Genomic DNA, 15,722 nt, shown 5'->3' with positions numbered 1-15,722 from the left:
GACGCGGCACCGGGCCGCGTCGAAAGCCAGTCTGCACGTGGGGTTGGCGCAGCACGGCGCGGCTTTGCCGCCGTGCCGCTTGTGGCGCGAGGCCCGCGCCAATACGGGCATGTCCGCGTGCTTCGCACGATCAGACACGCCAGAGCTTGCAGGGAGAACGACCATGACTGACCGCCGCGATGACGATTTCCGCGTGCGCCCCAGCGCCCCGAAGAACCGGGGCAAGGGCCAAGGCCAGAGCTTCGTTTCCAAGGTGCTCAAGCAGGCAGGCAAGGCCAGCAGCGGCAAGTCCACGATGCGCCGTCCTGGCGCGACGGGTGGCACGGGCCAGCGGCCCGGCTCGCGACTGGGGCGCGGCTACACAGCGGCGCGCTTCGCCGGGGCGAAGCTGACGCCCATGTCTCGGCGCGTGACCATCAAGACGCTGTTGGTGAATCACCAGCGGGCCAGCCCGCAGTCGCTCGCCAAGCACCTGCACTACATCGAGCGCGACGGCGTGGGCCGCGACGGCGAGCCGGGCCAAGCCTACGGGCCGCAGACCGACGTGGCCGACCTCGACGCCTTCAAGGAACGCTGCGCCGACGACCGGCACCATTTCCGCTTCATCCTCTCGCCCGAGGATGGCGCGGAGCTGGAAGACCTGCGTACCTACACGCGGCATCTCATGGGCCGCATGGAGGCCGACCTGGGCACGGACCTCGATTGGGTGGCGGTCAACCACTGGAACACCGACAACCCGCACACGCACATCGTCGTGCGCGGGCGCGACGACACGGGCAAAGACCTCATCATCGCGGGCGACTACATTGCCGATGGCTTCCGCCATCGCGCCGCCGAACTGGCGACCGAATGGCTGGGGCCGCGCACCGAGCTGGAGATCCAGCAGACCTTGCAGCACGAGGTAGAGCAAGAGCGGTGGACGAGCCTGGATCGCACCTTGAAGCGCGAGGCCGGCGACGATGGCCTGGTGCATGTCGAACGGCTCAACGAACCCCGCCTGCAACGCCAGCGCCTGCTGCTGATCGGCCGCCTGCAACGCTTGCAGCGCCTGGGCCTGGCCGACGAGACGCAGCCCGGCACCTGGGCCGTGCATGCCGATGCGGAAAAGACCCTGCGCGCCCTGGGCGAGCGCGGCGACATCATCCGCACCATGCAGCGGGCCATGCGCGGCGAGCCGCGCGAGCTGGCGGTGTTCGAGCCAGGGCAGGACGCGGATGGAAGTGGCCGCAGCATCCTCGGGCGCGTGGCCGCGAAAGGACTGGCCGACGAACTGCGTGATCGGGGCTATCTGGTCATCGACGGCGTGGACGGCAAGGCGCACTACGTCGCGCTCAACGCCCACGACGAGCTGGCGAATTACCCGACCGGCGCCGTGGTGGAGGTCAAGGGATCGGCCGACGTGCGCGCGGCCGACAAGAACATCGCCGCGCTGGCGAGCGATGGCCTGTACCGCACCGACCATCACCTCGCCATCGCGCAGGGCCAGGCCGTGCCCGGCCGCGACCCGCAGGAGGTCGTGGCGGCCCACGTCCGCAGGCTGGAAGCCCTGCGCCGGGCGGGCATCGTGGAGCGGGTGGCCGAGGGGCTATGGAAGGTGCCGGGCGACCTGCCCGAGCAGGGCCGCCGCTACGACGCGCAACGCCTGGGCGGCGTAGCCGTGGAGCTGAAATCGCACCTGCCCATCGAGCGGCAGGCCCGCGTGATCGGGGCCACCTGGCTCGACCAGCAGTTGATCGGCGGCGGCTCCGGCCTGGGCGACCTGGGCTTTGGCGGTGAGGCCAAGCAGGCGATGCAGCAGCGCGCCGACTTCCTGGCCGAACAGGGGCTGGCCGAGCGGCGCGGGCAGCGCGTGATCCTGGCGCGCAACCTGCTGGGCACGCTGCGCAACCGGGAACTGGCGCAGTCCGCCAAGGACATTGCCGCCGACACCGGCCTGGAGCATCGACCCGTGGCCGACGGGCAGCGCGTGGCCGGCATCTACCGGCGCAGCGTCATGCTTGCCAGCGGGCGCTACGCGATGCTGGATGACGGCATGGGATTTAGCCTCGTGCCGTGGCGGCCGGTGATCGAGCAGCGCTTGGGGCAGCAAATCGCCGCAACGGTGCGCGGCGGGCAGGTGTCCTGGAGGTGGGGACGGCAACTCGGCCCAACAATTTAGCGGATCAACCGAATCGTTTTTCCAGTTCGGCGCCTCTTATAGGAAAAATGGGAGCAGTCGGTGCCTCCATCCAATCCGGGATCAACGATCCCCAACCTTGAGGAGCTTGTAACCATGTCTTGTTACGTTCGTTCGATGGTGGCTGGATTTGTCGCCACTGTAGCGCTGTCGCTGCTGATGCTGATGAAGGGCGCCATGGGCTTGATGCCCGAATTGAATCCAATCGCCATGCTCACGGAGATGGCGCACGCAAAAATGGGTATGCCGGCTTCGCCCATGGTCGGATGGGTGGCGCACTTCATGATTGGCACCGTCGTGTGGGGCATCCTGTTCCAACTGCTGTATGGCAGGCTGCCAGGGCGCAGTGCGCTGCTCAAGGGAATGTCGTTTTCCTTGCTAGCTTGGCTCATGATGATGATCGGTCCGATGCCAATGGCCGACGCAGGCCTGTTCGGGATGAACCTGGGGATGATGGCGCCGATGATGACCCTGATGATGCACCTCATTTGGGGCGCAGTGCTGGGCTACACCTATGGTCGGCTCAATGCCAATTCGTGCGCTGTTCGGACTGCAACTTCTTAATGAGCAGAAATTGCCATATTGAGGATACGAAAATGATGAAGGACACAGAGGCTACGGCGGAACGCGAGATTCCGCCGGATAACAGTACGCTCTACGTCGGGTTGGGCCTTGGACTGGGTAGCTATGTGACAGCCACCAGCGTTTTAGCAGGCTTTGTCTGCCCGGTTTGCGTTGTAGCAGCTCCCGCTTTGCTTGCGACAGGTGTTTATCAGAAAATTAGGAATCGTAGCCGAAGACCCGAGAATCGGAGCGAAATACAAATAAAGGCTCGCTGAATTAACCAATCATCGAGTCAGCACAGGAGATCAGCATGGGCACCCCTGTTGGCGACCGCAACAATTTAATCATGGCGGCACAGACTGGAGACGCGGCCGCCCTTTCCCGTCTGCTGGCAGTGTGCCAAGCCGATGCACGCCGCTATGCGTACAAGCACTGCCATGCGAGCGACGTTGATGATGCGGTTCAAGAATCACTACTCATCATTTCTCGCAAGGTCAGCGGGCTAAAAGCGGCTGCGGCCTTTTCATCGTGGCTGTTCACGGTCATCAAGCACGAATGCCGCAAGCTCGCGCGGATGATGTTCAAGCACGAGCCACTGCCTGATGAAGTAGCCGAGGAGCTGCTGCTTCATCGTCCCGACGATGAATTGAGAATCGATCTTGCCAATGCCCTGGAGTCGTTGCCTGCCCATTACCTCGAAGTGGTACTTCTGCGCGACTTCGAGGAATTGACCATTGCCGAGATCGCTGCTCAGTTGGGTGAGCAGCCCGGCGCGATCAAGAGTCGGCTCCATCGTGCCCGCGAGCTAGTGCGCGAATACATGCTCAGTTCAGAACCATCCTCGGGGCACGGACACCGCACACCGACGAAATAGCCAAGCTGAGTCCTCGTCCGGGCCGCCTCGCCAAGCGAGGCGGCAATTTCTTGCGCATTGTCATGGATAACCCTCAATTGCTAGGCCCAGGCCAGTGATTGAGGTTTTTTTGCTTTCTACCGAACCGTTTTGCACGGCGGTCGCCTCTTAGGAAATGAGGCTGGCGATTGCTGGCCGATTACCCGCAGCTCACTCGGCTGCTTCTTTCCTATCAGGAGATCACAATGTCAAACCGTATGTTGTCCGCCGCCGTCGCCACGGCGTTTGTCGCAGCCTTCGCCGCCCCCGCCTTTTCGCAGGGCATGAGCCAGGCCGACATGCAGAAGAAGATGCAGGAGAACCAAGCCAAGAGCATGGAGATGATGAAGACCGGCAAGTTCGACAAGTGCTATGGCGTTGCCCTGAAGGGGCAGAACGACTGCTTCGCCGGCGCCGGCACAAGTTGCGCGGGTACCAGCACCGCCGACTACCAGGGGAACGCCTGGAAGCTGGTCGCCAAGGGCACCTGCACCACGATCTCGACGCCCAACGGGCACGGCAGTCTCAGCGCCAAGTCCTGACGCGAGCATTCACCTTGGTGGGCGGTGGCCTGTCGCCCCGCCCGCCAGCTTGTGACAACGAGGATCAACATGGGCATTCACCAAACTGCGCACGCCGCCGGGCGGGGAATCCCTGCGCGAGCCGGCGTAGGCCTTAAGGCCGACCACTACCGAACCATCATCGAAACGCGGCCGGATATGGGCTTCTTTGAAGTTCATGCGGAAAACTACATGGGCGCTGGCGGCCCGCCCCATCGCTACCTGACGGCCATCCGAGAACACTATCCCCTGTCGTTGCACGGCGTGGGCCTGTCCATCGGTGCCGACAGGCCACTCGACCAAGCGCATTTGCTGCGTCTCAAGGCGCTGAACGAGCGGTACGAACCCGGCCTGCTTTCCGAACACCTGGCATGGTCTTCACATGGCACCAGCTACCTCGATGATCTGTTGCCGGTGCCGTACACCGACGACACGCTGAACCGCATCTGCGAGCACATCGACCAGGTGCAAACAGCTATGGCCCGGCAAATGCTGCTGGAGAACCCCGCGACCTACATCTGGTTCAAGGAGAGCACATGGCGCGAGACGGATTTCATCAGGGAGATCACCCGGAGAACCGGGTGCGGTCTGCTGCTGGACGTGAACAACGTCCACGTGGCGAGCACGAATCAGCAATGGGACGCGCGCGCCTACATCAACGATTTCCCCCTCGACCATGTGCAGCAAATCCACTTGGCCGGCCACTCCCTTCAGACGGACGAGAAGGGACGCCCTTTGCTGATCGACTCACACGACCAAAGAGTGGATGAGCGGGTGTGGAACCTCTTTAGGCAGGTCATCCAATGCATCGGGCCAGTCCCTACGCTGATCGAGTGGGATTCCAACATTCCCGCATGGCCCGAGCTGCAAACAGAGGCCGTGATGGCCGATGTGCTGATGGGCATGTCCAACGTACAGGAGCGACGCCATGGCACGCTTGGCTGAACGCCTGGAGGAATTCGCCTCGGCGCTGCTCGACCCGGAACGCGCGGTGCCCGAGGGGCTGGTCGGCCCCGACGGCGAGCCGAGCGCACGGCGCTTTGCCGTCTATCGGAACAATGTGTTCGTTGGCCTGACGGACGCGCTGCGCGCGGGCTTTCCCTGCGTCGTCAAGCTGGTGGGCGACGAATTCTTCGCGGCGATGGCCCGCGTCTTCGCGGCCGCCACGCCGCCCAGCTCGCCGGTGCTGCTGCACTACGGCGCCGAGTTCCCGGACTTCATCGCGTCCTTTCCACCCGCGGAACCCTTACCCTATCTCGCCGACGTGGCCCGCATCGAGCGCGCCGCGACCGAGGCGTACCACGCGCACGAGGCAGAACCCTTGGCGCCCAGCGTGCTTGCAGGAGTACCGCCTGACCAAGCTTCCATGCTGCGGTTTCGGCTCCACCCTTCCGTGCGCCTGGTGCGTTCGCCATTCCCAGCCTTCACCATCTGGAGGATGAACACCTCGGATGGCACGCCAGCACCCGTTGACCTCTCCGAAGCGCAGGACACGATGGTGCTACGCCCCGACGCCGAGGTGGACGTGCGCAAGATACTTCCCGCGAGCCATGACTTCGTAGCCGCGCTCGGCCAGGGCCTGACGCTATCGCAGGCCATGGAAACGGCCCTCGCCACCGACGGCGATTTTGACCTGTCGGAGAACTTGCGGGAATTGATCCAGATGGGCGCCTTTGTCGGCTTCGCGTTGGAAGCCGGGGAGAACGATCATGAGTAACTTCCAAGTGCCGAAAGGTTGGCCCGGAATACTTGGCGCGGCGAACTGTGCATTGCACTGGCTGGCAAAGATCGCCGGCATGGCCGCGCCGCTGTTCCTTCGGGTGGCGCTGGCCTTGCCCTTCTTCAAGTCGGGCCTCACCAAATGGGACGGTCTCCTGTCGCTGTCGCCAGCGGCGAGTTTTCTGTTTGAAGATGAATTCAAGCTGCACATCCTGGGGAAGGTCTATGACCTGCCTGCGCCGGACGTACTCGCCTTCGCCAGTGGATCGGCCGAGATCATCTTTCCGATCCTGCTGATTCTCGGACTTGGCACGCGCATGAGTGCCCTGGGCTTGCTCGGCATGACGGCGGTGATCCAGCTCATCGTGCCGGACGGGTGGGCGAACTTTCATTTGCCCTGGGCGACGATGGCGATTGCCCTGATCGCTATCGGGCCGGGCCGGCTTTCACTCGACCATGGGATTCGCGGCTTCTTGGAGCATTGCGAGGCTTCGGCCTGACAAGGAGGTCAGCATGCTTGCATTGCGCGCCATATCCCTCGTGATGGCAGGTTTCTTTGCTTCGGGGGCCGGAGCTGCCGATGGGCTGATTGCGGTACAAAGCCCGTACAGTGTCAAGGAAACGATTGACCGTTTCGAGACGGCCGCCAAGTCTCGGGGCATCTATATCTTCCTGCGCCTCGATCACGCGCAGGGCGCGAAGAAGGTCGGCAAGGACTTGCGGTCGACCGAGCTTCTGGTGTTCGGCAATCCCCAGGGCGGCACCCCCTTGATGGAATGCGCGCAGACTGCCGGTATCGACCTTCCGCTCAAGGCCTTGGCCTGGCAGGACGCGACTGGGCAAGTGTGGCTTGGCTACAACGATCCGAAGTATCTCGCATCGCGCCATGGCGCCGACAACTGCGGCCCCGTCGTGGAAAACATCTCCAAGGCGCTGGGCGGCATGACGCAGGAGGCGATTCGGAAGTGAGCGCGCTCGTCCGTCTTGGCCTCACCGTCAGGGCAGTGAAGCGCCTGTTTTGCTCCGCCTGCGCCATACTGGGGGCAGCATGTTCAGAGACAAGGCGCCAATGTCCACAGAGCCTGCGAATCGGCAATCGAGGGCGGTACTGACGAACGCTGCGATCACGCCGTAGTGTCAGCAGCCGTCCATATGCCAGTTCAACCGCCATGCAGCGCGTCAATCAACGGGCAGGACACATGGCCCTCATGCGCACAGCATTCGTTCACCAATTTTGACAGCGCCTGTTCCATCCGCATAAGGTCGTTCAGGCGGGTGCGAACATCGGCCAGCCGCAGTGCGGCAAGGTCGGCTGCTTCACTGCAATGGGTGCCGTCCTCCAGCTTCAGCAACTCCCCGATTTCATCGAGGCTGAATCCCAGCCGCTGCGCCGCCTTCACGAACTTCACCCGCGCCACGTCGGCGCTGCAGTAGCGTCGAATGCTGCCGTAGGGCCGGTTCGGCGTCGGCAGCAGCCCTTTGTGCTGATAGAAGCGGATCGTCTCCACGTTGACCCCGGCTGCCTTGGCGAAGGCGCCGATGGTCAGGCTTTCCAAGGTGTTTTCCATTCCGCTTGACTCCGTAGTTGACTACGGAAGTAACGTTACTCCAACGAGCAAATCCTCGAAAGGAGAACCTGATGTCGGAATCGCAAGACGGGCGCGGCGCCCTCGCCGCCGGCGGGCTGGCCGCCATCCTCGCTTCGACCTGCTGCCTGGGGCCACTGGTTCTGGTCGCTCTGGGCTTCAGCGGTGCCTGGATCGGCAACTTGACCGCACTGGAACCGTATCGCCCGATCTTCATCGGCGCGGCGCTGGTGGCGTTGTTCTTCGCCTGGCGACACATCTACCGGCCGGCAACTGCCTGCAAGCCGGGCGAGGTGTGTGCGATCCCGCAGGTTCGCACCACCTACAAGCTGATTTTCTGGATCGTGGCAGCGCTCGTTCTGGTCGCGCTCGGATTTCCCTACGTGTTGCCTTTCTTCTATTGATCGGGAGTTCACCATGAAAAAACTGCTTGCCTCCCTTGCGCTCGTTGCCGTCACCGTTCCAGTGTGGGCCGCTACCCAGACCGTCACGCTGGCCGTGCCCGGCATGACCTGCGCCGCTTGCCCGATCACCGTCAAGAAGGCGCTCTCCAAGGTCGAGGGCGTCAGCCAAGTCGATGTGACCTTCGAGAAGCGCGAAGCGGTCGTCACCTTTGATGATGCCAAGGCCAGCGTCCAGAAGCTGACCAAAGCCACCGAAGACGCGGGCTATCCGTCCAGCGTCAAGCGCTAAACCGGGAGCGATGCCATGAAACCGATTGCGCGTATCGCCGACAAAGCCGGGGCATTGGGCACCCTCGTCTCCGCGATGGGCTGCGCAATGTGCTTTCCCGCACTCGCCAGCCTAGGCGCGGCCATCGGGCTGGGTTTTCTCCAGCAATACGAAGGCTTGTTCATTTCCAGGCTGTTGCCATTGTTTGCTGCATTGGCGCTTGCGGCCAACGCGCTCGGTTGGCTACGCCACCGGCAATGGCACCGGAGTCTGCTGGGTATGGTCGGTCCCGCCATCGTTATCGTGGGCGCGGTCTGGCTGCTTGGCACCGCTTGGATGCGGCCCCTGGTCTATACGGGGATCGCCTTGATGGCCGTCGTTTCGGTCTGGGATTTGGTATCTCAGGCCAACCGCCGCTGCGGTCCTGACGGCTGCGAACTGCCCGCGAAACACGGCTGACTGGCTTGCGCCACAACGAATTGAAAGGAATGACTTCATGACACAGTTGAAGATCACCGGCATGACCTGCGACTCCTGCGCGGTCCACGTCAAGGAAGCACTGGAAAACGTGCCTGGCGTGCAATCGGCCGAAGTGTCCTACACCAAGGGCAGCGCCCAGCTCGCCATCGCGGCCGGCACTTCACCCGATGCCCTGATCGCGGCTGTCGCCGGACTCGGCTACCGCGCGGCGCTGGCCGATGCGTCGAACGCGCTTCCCAAAGGCGGACTGCTCGACCGCATGCGCGATTGGGTCGACGGCGGCGACAAGGCCAGCCACGACGGCGGCCTGCATATTGTCGTCATCGGCAGCGGTGGGGCCGCGATGGCGGCGGCGCTGAAGGCCGTCGAACGCGGCGCACGGGTGACGCTAATCGAGCGCGGCACCATCGGCGGCACCTGCGTCAATGTCGGCTGCGTGCCCTCGAAGATCATGATCCGCGCCGCCCACATCGCCCACCTGCGCCGCGAAAGCCCGTTCGATGGCGGCATCCAGGCGAACCCGCCGCTGATCCTGCGCGAACGGCTGCTGGCCCAGCAGCAGGCGCGCGTCGATGAGTTGCGCCATGCCAAGTACGAAAGCATCCTGGACGGCAACCCAGCCATCATGCGGCTAGCGGGCGAAGCCCGTTTCAAGGACGGCCGCAACCTCACCGTGCGGCTGAACGAGGGCGGCGAGCGCGTGGTTTCGTTCGACCGCTGCCTGATCGCCACCGGCGCGAGCGCGGCGGTGCCGCCGATCCCAGGCCTCAAGGACACGCCCTACTGGACTTCAACCGAGGCGCTGGTGAGCGACACGATTCCCGCACGCCTAGCCGTGATCGGCTCATCGGTAGTGGCTGTTGAGCTGGCGCAAGCCTTCGCCCGGCTTGGGGCCAAGGTCACGATCCTGGCGCGCAGCACGCTGTTCTTTCGCGAAGACCCGGCCATCGGCGAAGCCGTGACGGTGGCGTTTCGCTTGGAGGGCATCGAGGTGCTGGAACATACGCAAGCCAGCCAGGTCGCGCACGTGGACGGCGAGTTTGTGTTGACCACCAACCATGGCGAACTGTGTGCCGACCGGCTGCTGGTGGCGACGGGCCGCACACCTAATACGCGCAGCCTCAACCTCGAAGCCGCCCGGGTGGCGGTGAACAAGCAAGGGGCCATCGAGATCGACCTCAGCATGCGCACCAGCGCCCCGGACATCTACGCCGGCGGCGACTGCACCGACCAGCCGCAGTTCGTCTACGTCGCGGCGGCGGCTGGTACCCGCGCCGCGATCAACATGACCGGCGGCGACGCGTCGCTGGACCTGACCGCCATGCCAGCGGTGGTGTTCACCGACCCACAGGTCTCTACCGTGGGCTTGAGCGAGCAGGAGGCGCACCACGCCGGCATCGAGACCGACAGCCGCACGCTCACCCTCGACAACGTGCCGCGCGCGCTCGCCAACTTCGATACGCGCGGCTTCATCAAGCTGGTGATCGAGGAAGGCAGCCACCGTTTGATCGGCGTGCAGGCGGTGGCCCCAGAAGCGGGCGAGTTGATCCAGGCAGCGGCGCTGGCGATCCGCGCGCGCATGACGGTGCAGGAACTGGCCGACCAGTTGTTCCCGTATCTGACGATGGTCGAGGGCCTGAAGCTCGCCGCGCAGACCTTCAGCAAGGACGTGAAGCAGCTATCGTGCTGCGCTGGATAGCAAAAGCTAAGAAGGTTGCGCCCCCTCAGGACGGTGAAAGGCGCATCCTTCTCAGCCTGCCCCATACGAGGAACAGCATGGTCAGAGTTAAGGTGCCAATGCCCACGGAGGCCGCGAATCGGTAATCGACGGCTGGGATGATAAACGGCAGCAGGCCCACGGCGAGCGCCGGCGGCACGTGCAGATCGAATAATCGCAAGATTAGGATGCCGCATGCCGCGCTGGAGATCACCGCCAGCGGGGCGCCCCCGAACGTCGTGACCAGTGCAACCCCGATCAATGCGCTCAGGGTACACGCGACCGGCAGCAGCAGCGGCTTCTTGACCCAAGGGCAAACGTCCGCATGGGCAAACATTTCAAAGCCGATCACGATAAGCGGCGGGAACAGGATCAACCGCCAACCCGTGGCTTCGGCCAGAATCGCCGTGCCTACCAGAAACACCAGAAAGAACGGGAGCCACGAGTAGGTGCTTGGAGTTTCCTCGGTAACGTCATCGGCCACATCGGAGGCGGTTCGCACCGGCGGTAGCGGGACGAAGCGAGGCCAGACAAGGGAGATCGCGGCGAGCAATATCAGGCCGACCAGCAACGATGCCGGGTAGTACCAGCTTGTGATGTTGAGTGAGATTGGCAGCACGCCCGCCGAAATGGCCGGGGCAATCGATGACTTCAATATGCGGATGATGAGCATCGCGGCTGCGGTCGCCAGCAGGATCGGCACGATCCCGCTGCCCATGCTTCGGGCGAAGATCGTGCCTACCAGCCCGGTAAGAAGCGGTGTGAGAACCAGCATCCCCGGCGCTTTGGCCCAGGTGCCGTGCGGTCGCTTGATGATGTCATGGGCCAGGGCGCCTAGTTCGGGAAAAAGAATGTAGTGAACATGCGTGGCCGCCGCGATCCACGCGATGACACCCATGTAGAGCGCCGTCAGCAACTCCCCAAAGAATCCCCACGGCAGCGACGATCGCCGTATACCAAACAATCTCATGCCTTCCATCCACGACATCCATTTTCTTGAAGGCCCACCTCGGGCAAGTGATGGTTGACTCCAAGGTGGGGCGCCGTACTTATTTCGTCCCTATCGGCAGAGCGTAGGACGCAAAGGCCGCGTCCACGGGTGTGTCGAACAGGTGATTGGTGTAGTTCGAGATCGTCTTGACGGCGATGGCGAGCACCACCTGTAGAGCCTGCTGCTCGCTGTAGCCCGCGTCGGTGAAGGTCTGCAAACTCGCCTGCGACGGATTGCCCCGCGTCTGCACCATGTCCTTGACGAAGGCGGTAAGGGCGTGCAGCTTCGGGTCATCCATCGGCGTGCCCTCACGGATTGCCTGGAGCGCCTGCGGCGGCACCTTCGATACCTTCTCGGCGATCATGCTGTGAGCGGCCACGCAGTAGTGGCAGCCGTTTTCCCGACTGATGACCAGCAGCACGACTTCCTGCTCGGCCGGCGTGAAGCCGGATTCCTTGCGGAACCAGTCATACCCATGGAGGTAGGTCGAGAGCGCGCCAGGGGCGTGGGCCATTTCTCCATACATGTTGGGAACAAATCCCTGCTTCCTGCGCGTGTTACTCAGGAACTCGCGGCTCCTTTCAGGGGCGGTGTCTTCGGTAAGAAGAGGCAGTGTCAGCTTGGCGTTCATGGAGTGCTCCTAAGTGGAAATATTCCGGCTTCCAGATTGGGTTTGATGATGGCGAAGTTGGGCGAGACGTCGAAGTCGCGCGGGGCGAACAGGCTGTGGTGCCGCACATGAAGAATCTCGGCCACACAGCCGGGGCACATCGGGTCCTGCGACGGCACGGTCTCGATCAGCGGCAGGATCGGATAGCGAATCGACTGGAAAGCTTGGGCGATCAGCGTCGAGCAGATGGCGCGGGTGGGGTCGCCGCTGCCCAGGCCGAGCATGCGACGGCGCCAACGCACCGGCACCGGCGGCGTGGGCAACAGATATCGGGCCAGGTCGATCACGTTCTTCAAGTCGTACTGATGGCCCAGCCGAGCCACCGCCGTGCCGACCAGGGTGTCAATCTCGGCAGCGGTCAGGCCCACGGGCCGGCACACTCGGGTATGCAGATCGGCGAACTCGGCCACGCTGACCAGACGCACGCCTTCGCGTAGATCGGCTTCAAGAAAGCAACGGGGCCGCCCTTCGGCATCGGTCGGCCTGCCGGCCGTGCCGACAAACAGTGCCGCGTGCGACCAGGTGGATTGGGTCAGGTACTTGATGGCCACGCTGACCCGGCTCTGACCTTCGACCAGCAGCACGTCGCCGGGCTGCAGGCACGCCATGAGAAGGTCTGGATCGGTCGGCGGGGCCACGCTATGCACATGGTGGGGCCGACTGAGGTAGCGGCTCAGTCCTTCTCCACAGCGGCGCGCGATGCTGTCCAAGATGTTTCCCACGGCGTCACCCTGTCGAAACGAAGGTGAAATTCGGGCGCGGCATGGCTCAGAACCTCGTCGTCAGTTGTGTGAGCCAGGCCGGTGAATGTTCCACAAGCCATGCTTCCATCGGCTTGTCGGCGCCTGTCAGGATCAGGGCGGCCAGGGCAAGCATGATCGCGCCCAACAGGACTTTCCCGGCCTTGCCGGCGTGCAGGAGCTTGGATCGCGTGCGGCCGATCGCGCTGCGCGACACATAGGCCAGTGCAACCAGGGGCAATGCCGCGCCGATACCGAACACCGCCATCATCGAGCCTGCTTGCGCCAGGTTCGTACCCTGGCTGGCCAGAACGATGGCCGCGCCAAGCGTCGGCCCCACGCAGGGACTCCAGACCAGCCCCAGCACTAGGCCCACCACGAACTGCCCCGTCAGCCCGTCCAGTTGGACACGCGCAAGCAGGTCGTTCCCGGCATTGCCGATGCCGGCCGTCAGCGACGCAAACAGCTGCTGGAGGGCGCTGGACATGAGCACCACGCCTAACAGTCCCAGGACGGCCGCGCCCACGCCCCGGAAGATCGTTGTGTCGATGCCGAGCGAGGCGCCTGCCCAGGCCAGCGCCGTGCCGACAATGGCATAGGACAGAGCGAGGCCGCCCGCCAGGGCCAACGGCGCGTGCCGATGGGCGTTGACCGCCGAGCCAATCAGGATCGGTACGATGGGCAGGACGCAAGGCGACAGCGTGGAAAGCACCCCCGCGAGCAGTCCGAGGCCGTAGGAACCGAGGCCGAGCGTCATCAGCGCGTGGTCTTCTGAATCAGGCCCTCGATGCCGGCCTCGGTGGTGTCGCCCACGGAGCGGGCCACTTCCTGGGTGCCTTTGAAGCCTACCAGCGTACTTTGCATGCTGACCTTGAAGGCCCGGACGGTGCTCTTTTCGCTGTCGAAGTCCACGGTCAGCAAGGTCACGTCCTTGTAGGCGGGCTGCTTCATTAGGGTTTCCAAGATCGGCTTCTGCGCCTTGCAGGTCGGGCACCACGTCGCGCTGACGTCCACTACCACGGGCTGGCCAGCCTGCGTCAGACGGTCGAACTCGGCTTGGCTGAACGGTTTGATCTCCCCGGCGCTGGCGATGCTGGCGAACGTGGCAAGAGCGAGAAAGGCGGCGGTCATACGTAGTTTCATGGGCGTAATCCTGAATAAGGGGAGAACCGCCCAAGGCGATGACTCGCGCGGGCGAACACGGTCGCCAAGAGTGACGGCCTCTTCCTAAGAGGCGGGGAGTCGTCAAGATGGTTCGCATCCGAGCGAAAAAAATCTGCGAGGCCGCACTGCGGAATCTGTCCCCGCTTTTGGCAGGGCCAGCTTTTTTGCACATGCGGCGAACCGTTTTGGCGGTTGCGCCCCTCTTATTGGCAGGAGGGAGTAGTGCGGCCGCCCAAGGGGGGCGTCCTCAGCATCTCTCAGTTCTTCCCGTCGCACCGTTCCCAGGTGATAGGAGCGCATCATGTATTGCAGCACTTCTGTTAAAGCGCAATTGGTTCGTGGCGCATTGGCCGTGACATCCATTGCGGGCGCCATCGTTTTAACCCCTAACTTTTGGCCTGCGGCAGGGCTATTTGGTTTGGCCATCTATCTTATGCGCGGGTGTCCCGCCTGCTGGCTCGCGGGACTAATGGAAGCCATTCGGGTTCGCAACGAGCGCAAGTCGCTGCTGTAGCTCGATCCACGAACATGGAGCTACGTCATCTACGATGCTTTCTTGCGGTTGCGGAGGAACTCCACTTCGCTCGTGCCGCCGAACGACTGCACATTGACCAGTCGCCGCTATCCCGTACCATCAAGGAACTAGAGGAAGAACTTAGCGCACGCCTTTTCGTTCGCACCACCCGCAGCACGCAATTGACCCGCGCTGGCCGACTACTCTTGGAGCACGTGCCGCGCATCTTCGCTGCATTGGAGCAAGCGCGCGATAGCGTCAAATCCGCTGCCAACGGCTTTCACGGTCAGTTGCGCATCGCCTTGTCCGATGGTGTGACGCCTTCGCGCTTGCCGGCCTTGCTGGCACGATGCCGTGAAGAAGATCCCGAAGTAGAGATACGGCTGTTTGAAGTGCCACTAGCCCAGCAGATCAAGGGTCTTCACGATGACCTATACGATGCTGGATTTTCGATGGCAGATGACGTGGGTGATGGCATCTTGGTTGCTCCCGCCTGGGAAGATGAATTGATGCTGGCGGTGCCGGCACGCCATCCGGTGCTGGCCTATAAGCGCGTTCCGTTGGAGGAAGTATTGCGCCATCCGCTGGTTCTGGGCGATCCAGCCGTATGCGAGGGCCATGCACGGCAGGTCGAACGTATCCTGCGCAAACATGAACAAGAGCCGTTGATCGTCCAGCACGTCGCCAGCTTCGATCTGATGATGACACTCGTTTCTGCTGGAATTGCATTGGGGTTGGCCGGCACGGCGCACATCACAGGCAGCCGCGAGCCTGGCGTCATAGGTCGGCCGTTAGCGGGACAACCACCGATGTTGACAACCTATCTACTTCGCCGCGACATGGAGCCATGCGAGATGTTGACTCGCTTCATTGAACGAGTTGCTTGCCTCGATTCAACAGATGACATTGGCACTGCCTAAGATTTCCAGAACTGCGATGAAAGGACTGGAGCCATGAACAAATTGCTACCGCTGCTGATGATCGCCGCCGCATTGGCGGCATGCGGTCAATCCCAACCTTCGGAAACTGTGGACTACCTTGTGGCCCATCCTGAGCGCATCAAGGAACTCCAGCGCCAATGCAAGGAGGATCGCGCGAAGGTCGGCGACGAACTCTGCGTGCGCGCGGCCGAAGCCGCCAATCGGCGCTTCTTCGGTGATCGACCCGAGCAGAAATCCAAGTAGCGCCCCTCGCAGTCGCTACGCCGCGACAGAATTCGCGCCGTTACCTCATCACGCCGCAACGCGCTCGCGTTCGCGGCGTTTTTATTGTCTTCG

20 protein-coding genes are annotated in these 15,722 nt (G+C 63.1%); 14 read left to right on the top strand and 6 right to left on the bottom strand.

The annotated features are described in order from the left end of the window. Window positions 1–163 precede the first annotated feature (163 nt). The 8 genes from N5C18_RS16340 to N5C18_RS16305 all read left to right on the top strand — a co-directional run bounded on the left by N5C18_RS16340 (window position 164) and on the right by N5C18_RS16305 (window position 6,880). Complete coding sequence (locus N5C18_RS16340) at window positions 164–2,158, top strand: relaxase/mobilization nuclease and DUF3363 domain-containing protein (protein WP_034112315.1); 1,995 nt, start codon at window positions 164–166, stop codon at window positions 2,156–2,158. 114 nt (window positions 2,159–2,272) lie between these two features. Continuing rightward, window positions 2,273–2,740 carry a DUF6789 family protein gene (locus N5C18_RS16335; protein WP_034112313.1) on the top strand — a complete coding sequence of 156 codons (468 nt, stop codon included), beginning with the start codon at window positions 2,273–2,275 and terminating at the stop codon, window positions 2,738–2,740. A 310-nt stretch (window positions 2,741–3,050) separates the two neighbouring features. Beyond that, window positions 3,051–3,614: a sigma-70 family RNA polymerase sigma factor gene (locus N5C18_RS16330; RefSeq protein WP_034112311.1), complete on the top strand. Its 564-nt coding sequence runs from the start codon at window positions 3,051–3,053 to the stop codon at window positions 3,612–3,614. Window positions 3,615–3,781: 167 nt separating this feature from the next. Next, entirely contained in the window at window positions 3,782–4,174 is a 393-nt protein-coding gene (locus tag N5C18_RS16325) for a DUF2282 domain-containing protein (RefSeq protein WP_236253122.1), read from the top strand. Window positions 4,175–4,243: 69 nt separating this feature from the next. Beyond that, a complete protein-coding gene (locus tag N5C18_RS16320; RefSeq protein ID WP_052229529.1) occupies window positions 4,244–5,137 on the top strand; it encodes a DUF692 domain-containing protein in 894 nt (297 codons plus the stop codon). Further along, entirely contained in the window at window positions 5,121–5,909 is a 789-nt protein-coding gene (locus N5C18_RS16315; RefSeq protein WP_034112307.1) for a DNA-binding domain-containing protein, read from the top strand. Before N5C18_RS16320 ends, N5C18_RS16315 begins: the two co-directional genes overlap by 17 nt. Then, window positions 5,902–6,411: a DoxX family protein gene (locus N5C18_RS16310; RefSeq protein WP_052229528.1), complete on the top strand. Its 510-nt coding sequence runs from the start codon at window positions 5,902–5,904 to the stop codon at window positions 6,409–6,411. The genes N5C18_RS16315 and N5C18_RS16310 overlap by 8 nt, the downstream gene beginning before the upstream one ends. Before the next feature lie 13 nt (window positions 6,412–6,424). Further along, on the top strand, window positions 6,425–6,880 hold the full coding sequence (locus N5C18_RS16305) for a DUF302 domain-containing protein (protein ID WP_034112305.1): 456 nt from the start codon (window positions 6,425–6,427) through the stop codon (window positions 6,878–6,880). A 191-nt stretch (window positions 6,881–7,071) separates the two neighbouring features. Here the strand turns inward: N5C18_RS16305 and merR are convergent, their stop codons facing one another. Continuing rightward, on the bottom strand, window positions 7,072–7,479 hold the full coding sequence (merR, locus tag N5C18_RS16300) for an Hg(II)-responsive transcriptional regulator (RefSeq protein ID WP_034112304.1): 408 nt from the start codon (window positions 7,477–7,479) through the stop codon (window positions 7,072–7,074). Between the two features lie 71 nt (window positions 7,480–7,550). Here merR and merT point away from each other — a divergent pair, with 71 nt between their 5' ends. From merT to merA, 4 genes are read left to right on the top strand one after another with little or no spacing between them, the layout of a single operon-like run. After that, the gene (gene merT / locus N5C18_RS16295) at window positions 7,551–7,901 is read left to right on the top strand and encodes a mercuric ion transporter MerT (protein WP_034112303.1); all 351 of its coding nucleotides are present in this window, start codon (window positions 7,551–7,553) and stop codon (window positions 7,899–7,901) included. A 13-nt stretch (window positions 7,902–7,914) separates the two neighbouring features. Then, the gene (gene merP, locus N5C18_RS16290) at window positions 7,915–8,190 is read left to right on the top strand and encodes a mercury resistance system periplasmic binding protein MerP (protein ID WP_034112302.1); all 276 of its coding nucleotides are present in this window, start codon (window positions 7,915–7,917) and stop codon (window positions 8,188–8,190) included. A gap of 15 nt (window positions 8,191–8,205) precedes the next feature. Then, a complete protein-coding gene (merC, locus tag N5C18_RS16285; protein WP_034112301.1) occupies window positions 8,206–8,628 on the top strand; it encodes an organomercurial transporter MerC in 423 nt (140 codons plus the stop codon). 37 nt (window positions 8,629–8,665) lie between these two features. Further along, entirely contained in the window at window positions 8,666–10,348 is a 1,683-nt protein-coding gene (gene merA / locus N5C18_RS16280) for a mercury(II) reductase (protein ID WP_034112300.1), read from the top strand. Window positions 10,349–10,373: 25 nt separating this feature from the next. Here merA and N5C18_RS16275 read toward each other — a convergent pair whose 3' ends face one another. The 5 genes from N5C18_RS16275 to N5C18_RS16255 form a co-directional block, all read right to left on the bottom strand. Further along, window positions 10,374–11,354 (bottom strand): HPP family protein, encoded by a 981-nt coding sequence (locus N5C18_RS16275; protein WP_196680222.1) that lies wholly within the window; start codon window positions 11,352–11,354, stop codon window positions 10,374–10,376. A gap of 61 nt (window positions 11,355–11,415) precedes the next feature. Further along, window positions 11,416–11,988: a carboxymuconolactone decarboxylase family protein gene (locus N5C18_RS16270; RefSeq protein WP_034112296.1), complete on the bottom strand. Its 573-nt coding sequence runs from the start codon at window positions 11,986–11,988 to the stop codon at window positions 11,416–11,418. Next, window positions 11,985–12,665: a YiiX/YebB-like N1pC/P60 family cysteine hydrolase gene (locus N5C18_RS16265; protein ID WP_200997041.1), complete on the bottom strand. Its 681-nt coding sequence runs from the start codon at window positions 12,663–12,665 to the stop codon at window positions 11,985–11,987. The genes N5C18_RS16270 and N5C18_RS16265 overlap by 4 nt, the downstream gene beginning before the upstream one ends. Before the next feature lie 130 nt (window positions 12,666–12,795). Continuing rightward, window positions 12,796–13,524, bottom strand: a complete 729-nt coding sequence (locus tag N5C18_RS16260) for a cytochrome c biogenesis CcdA family protein (protein WP_034112294.1) — start codon at window positions 13,522–13,524, stop codon at window positions 12,796–12,798. After that, window positions 13,524–13,910 (bottom strand): thioredoxin family protein, encoded by a 387-nt coding sequence (locus N5C18_RS16255; RefSeq protein WP_034112292.1) that lies wholly within the window; start codon window positions 13,908–13,910, stop codon window positions 13,524–13,526. The genes N5C18_RS16260 and N5C18_RS16255 overlap by 1 nt, the downstream gene beginning before the upstream one ends. Before the next feature lie 549 nt (window positions 13,911–14,459). On the opposite strand from N5C18_RS16255, the gene N5C18_RS16250 reads away from it, so the two are divergent. Next, on the top strand, window positions 14,460–15,365 hold the full coding sequence (locus N5C18_RS16250; protein WP_034112290.1) for a LysR substrate-binding domain-containing protein: 906 nt from the start codon (window positions 14,460–14,462) through the stop codon (window positions 15,363–15,365). 33 nt (window positions 15,366–15,398) lie between these two features. After that, window positions 15,399–15,629: an EexN family lipoprotein gene (locus N5C18_RS16245; protein WP_034112288.1), complete on the top strand. Its 231-nt coding sequence runs from the start codon at window positions 15,399–15,401 to the stop codon at window positions 15,627–15,629. Window positions 15,630–15,722 lie beyond the last annotated feature (93 nt).

The sequence above is a fragment of the Stenotrophomonas sp. GD03930 genome, assembly GCF_029839665.1.
Classification (GTDB): domain Bacteria; phylum Pseudomonadota; class Gammaproteobacteria; order Xanthomonadales; family Xanthomonadaceae; genus Stenotrophomonas; species Stenotrophomonas forensis.
This window is presented reverse-complemented; position numbering and strand designations above follow the sequence as displayed.

Bases quoted from the DNA above. Each gene is read 5' to 3' on its own strand.
- N5C18_RS16340 (WP_034112315.1), top strand. From the start codon at position 164: ATGACTGACCGCCGCGATGACGATTTCCGCGTGCGCCCCAGCGCCCCG.
- N5C18_RS16335 (WP_034112313.1), top strand. From the start codon at position 2,273: ATGTCTTGTTACGTTCGTTCGATGGTGGCTGGATTTGTCGCCACTGTA.
- N5C18_RS16330 (WP_034112311.1), top strand. From the start codon at position 3,051: ATGGGCACCCCTGTTGGCGACCGCAACAATTTAATCATGGCGGCACAG.
- N5C18_RS16320 (WP_052229529.1), top strand. From the start codon at position 4,244: ATGGGCATTCACCAAACTGCGCACGCCGCCGGGCGGGGAATCCCTGCG.
- N5C18_RS16315 (WP_034112307.1), top strand. From the start codon at position 5,121: ATGGCACGCTTGGCTGAACGCCTGGAGGAATTCGCCTCGGCGCTGCTC.
- N5C18_RS16310 (WP_052229528.1), top strand. From the start codon at position 5,902: ATGAGTAACTTCCAAGTGCCGAAAGGTTGGCCCGGAATACTTGGCGCG.
- N5C18_RS16305 (WP_034112305.1), top strand. From the start codon at position 6,425: ATGCTTGCATTGCGCGCCATATCCCTCGTGATGGCAGGTTTCTTTGCT.
- merR (WP_034112304.1), bottom strand. From the start codon at position 7,479: ATGGAAAACACCTTGGAAAGCCTGACCATCGGCGCCTTCGCCAAGGCA.
- merT (WP_034112303.1), top strand. From the start codon at position 7,551: ATGTCGGAATCGCAAGACGGGCGCGGCGCCCTCGCCGCCGGCGGGCTG.
- merP (WP_034112302.1), top strand. From the start codon at position 7,915: ATGAAAAAACTGCTTGCCTCCCTTGCGCTCGTTGCCGTCACCGTTCCA.
- merC (WP_034112301.1), top strand. From the start codon at position 8,206: ATGAAACCGATTGCGCGTATCGCCGACAAAGCCGGGGCATTGGGCACC.
- merA (WP_034112300.1), top strand. From the start codon at position 8,666: ATGACACAGTTGAAGATCACCGGCATGACCTGCGACTCCTGCGCGGTC.
- N5C18_RS16275 (WP_196680222.1), bottom strand. From the start codon at position 11,354: ATGTCGTGGATGGAAGGCATGAGATTGTTTGGTATACGGCGATCGTCG.
- N5C18_RS16270 (WP_034112296.1), bottom strand. From the start codon at position 11,988: ATGAACGCCAAGCTGACACTGCCTCTTCTTACCGAAGACACCGCCCCT.
- N5C18_RS16260 (WP_034112294.1), bottom strand. From the start codon at position 13,524: ATGACGCTCGGCCTCGGTTCCTACGGCCTCGGACTGCTCGCGGGGGTG.
- N5C18_RS16255 (WP_034112292.1), bottom strand. From the start codon at position 13,910: ATGAAACTACGTATGACCGCCGCCTTTCTCGCTCTTGCCACGTTCGCC.
- N5C18_RS16250 (WP_034112290.1), top strand. From the start codon at position 14,460: ATGGAGCTACGTCATCTACGATGCTTTCTTGCGGTTGCGGAGGAACTC.
- N5C18_RS16245 (WP_034112288.1), top strand. From the start codon at position 15,399: ATGAACAAATTGCTACCGCTGCTGATGATCGCCGCCGCATTGGCGGCA.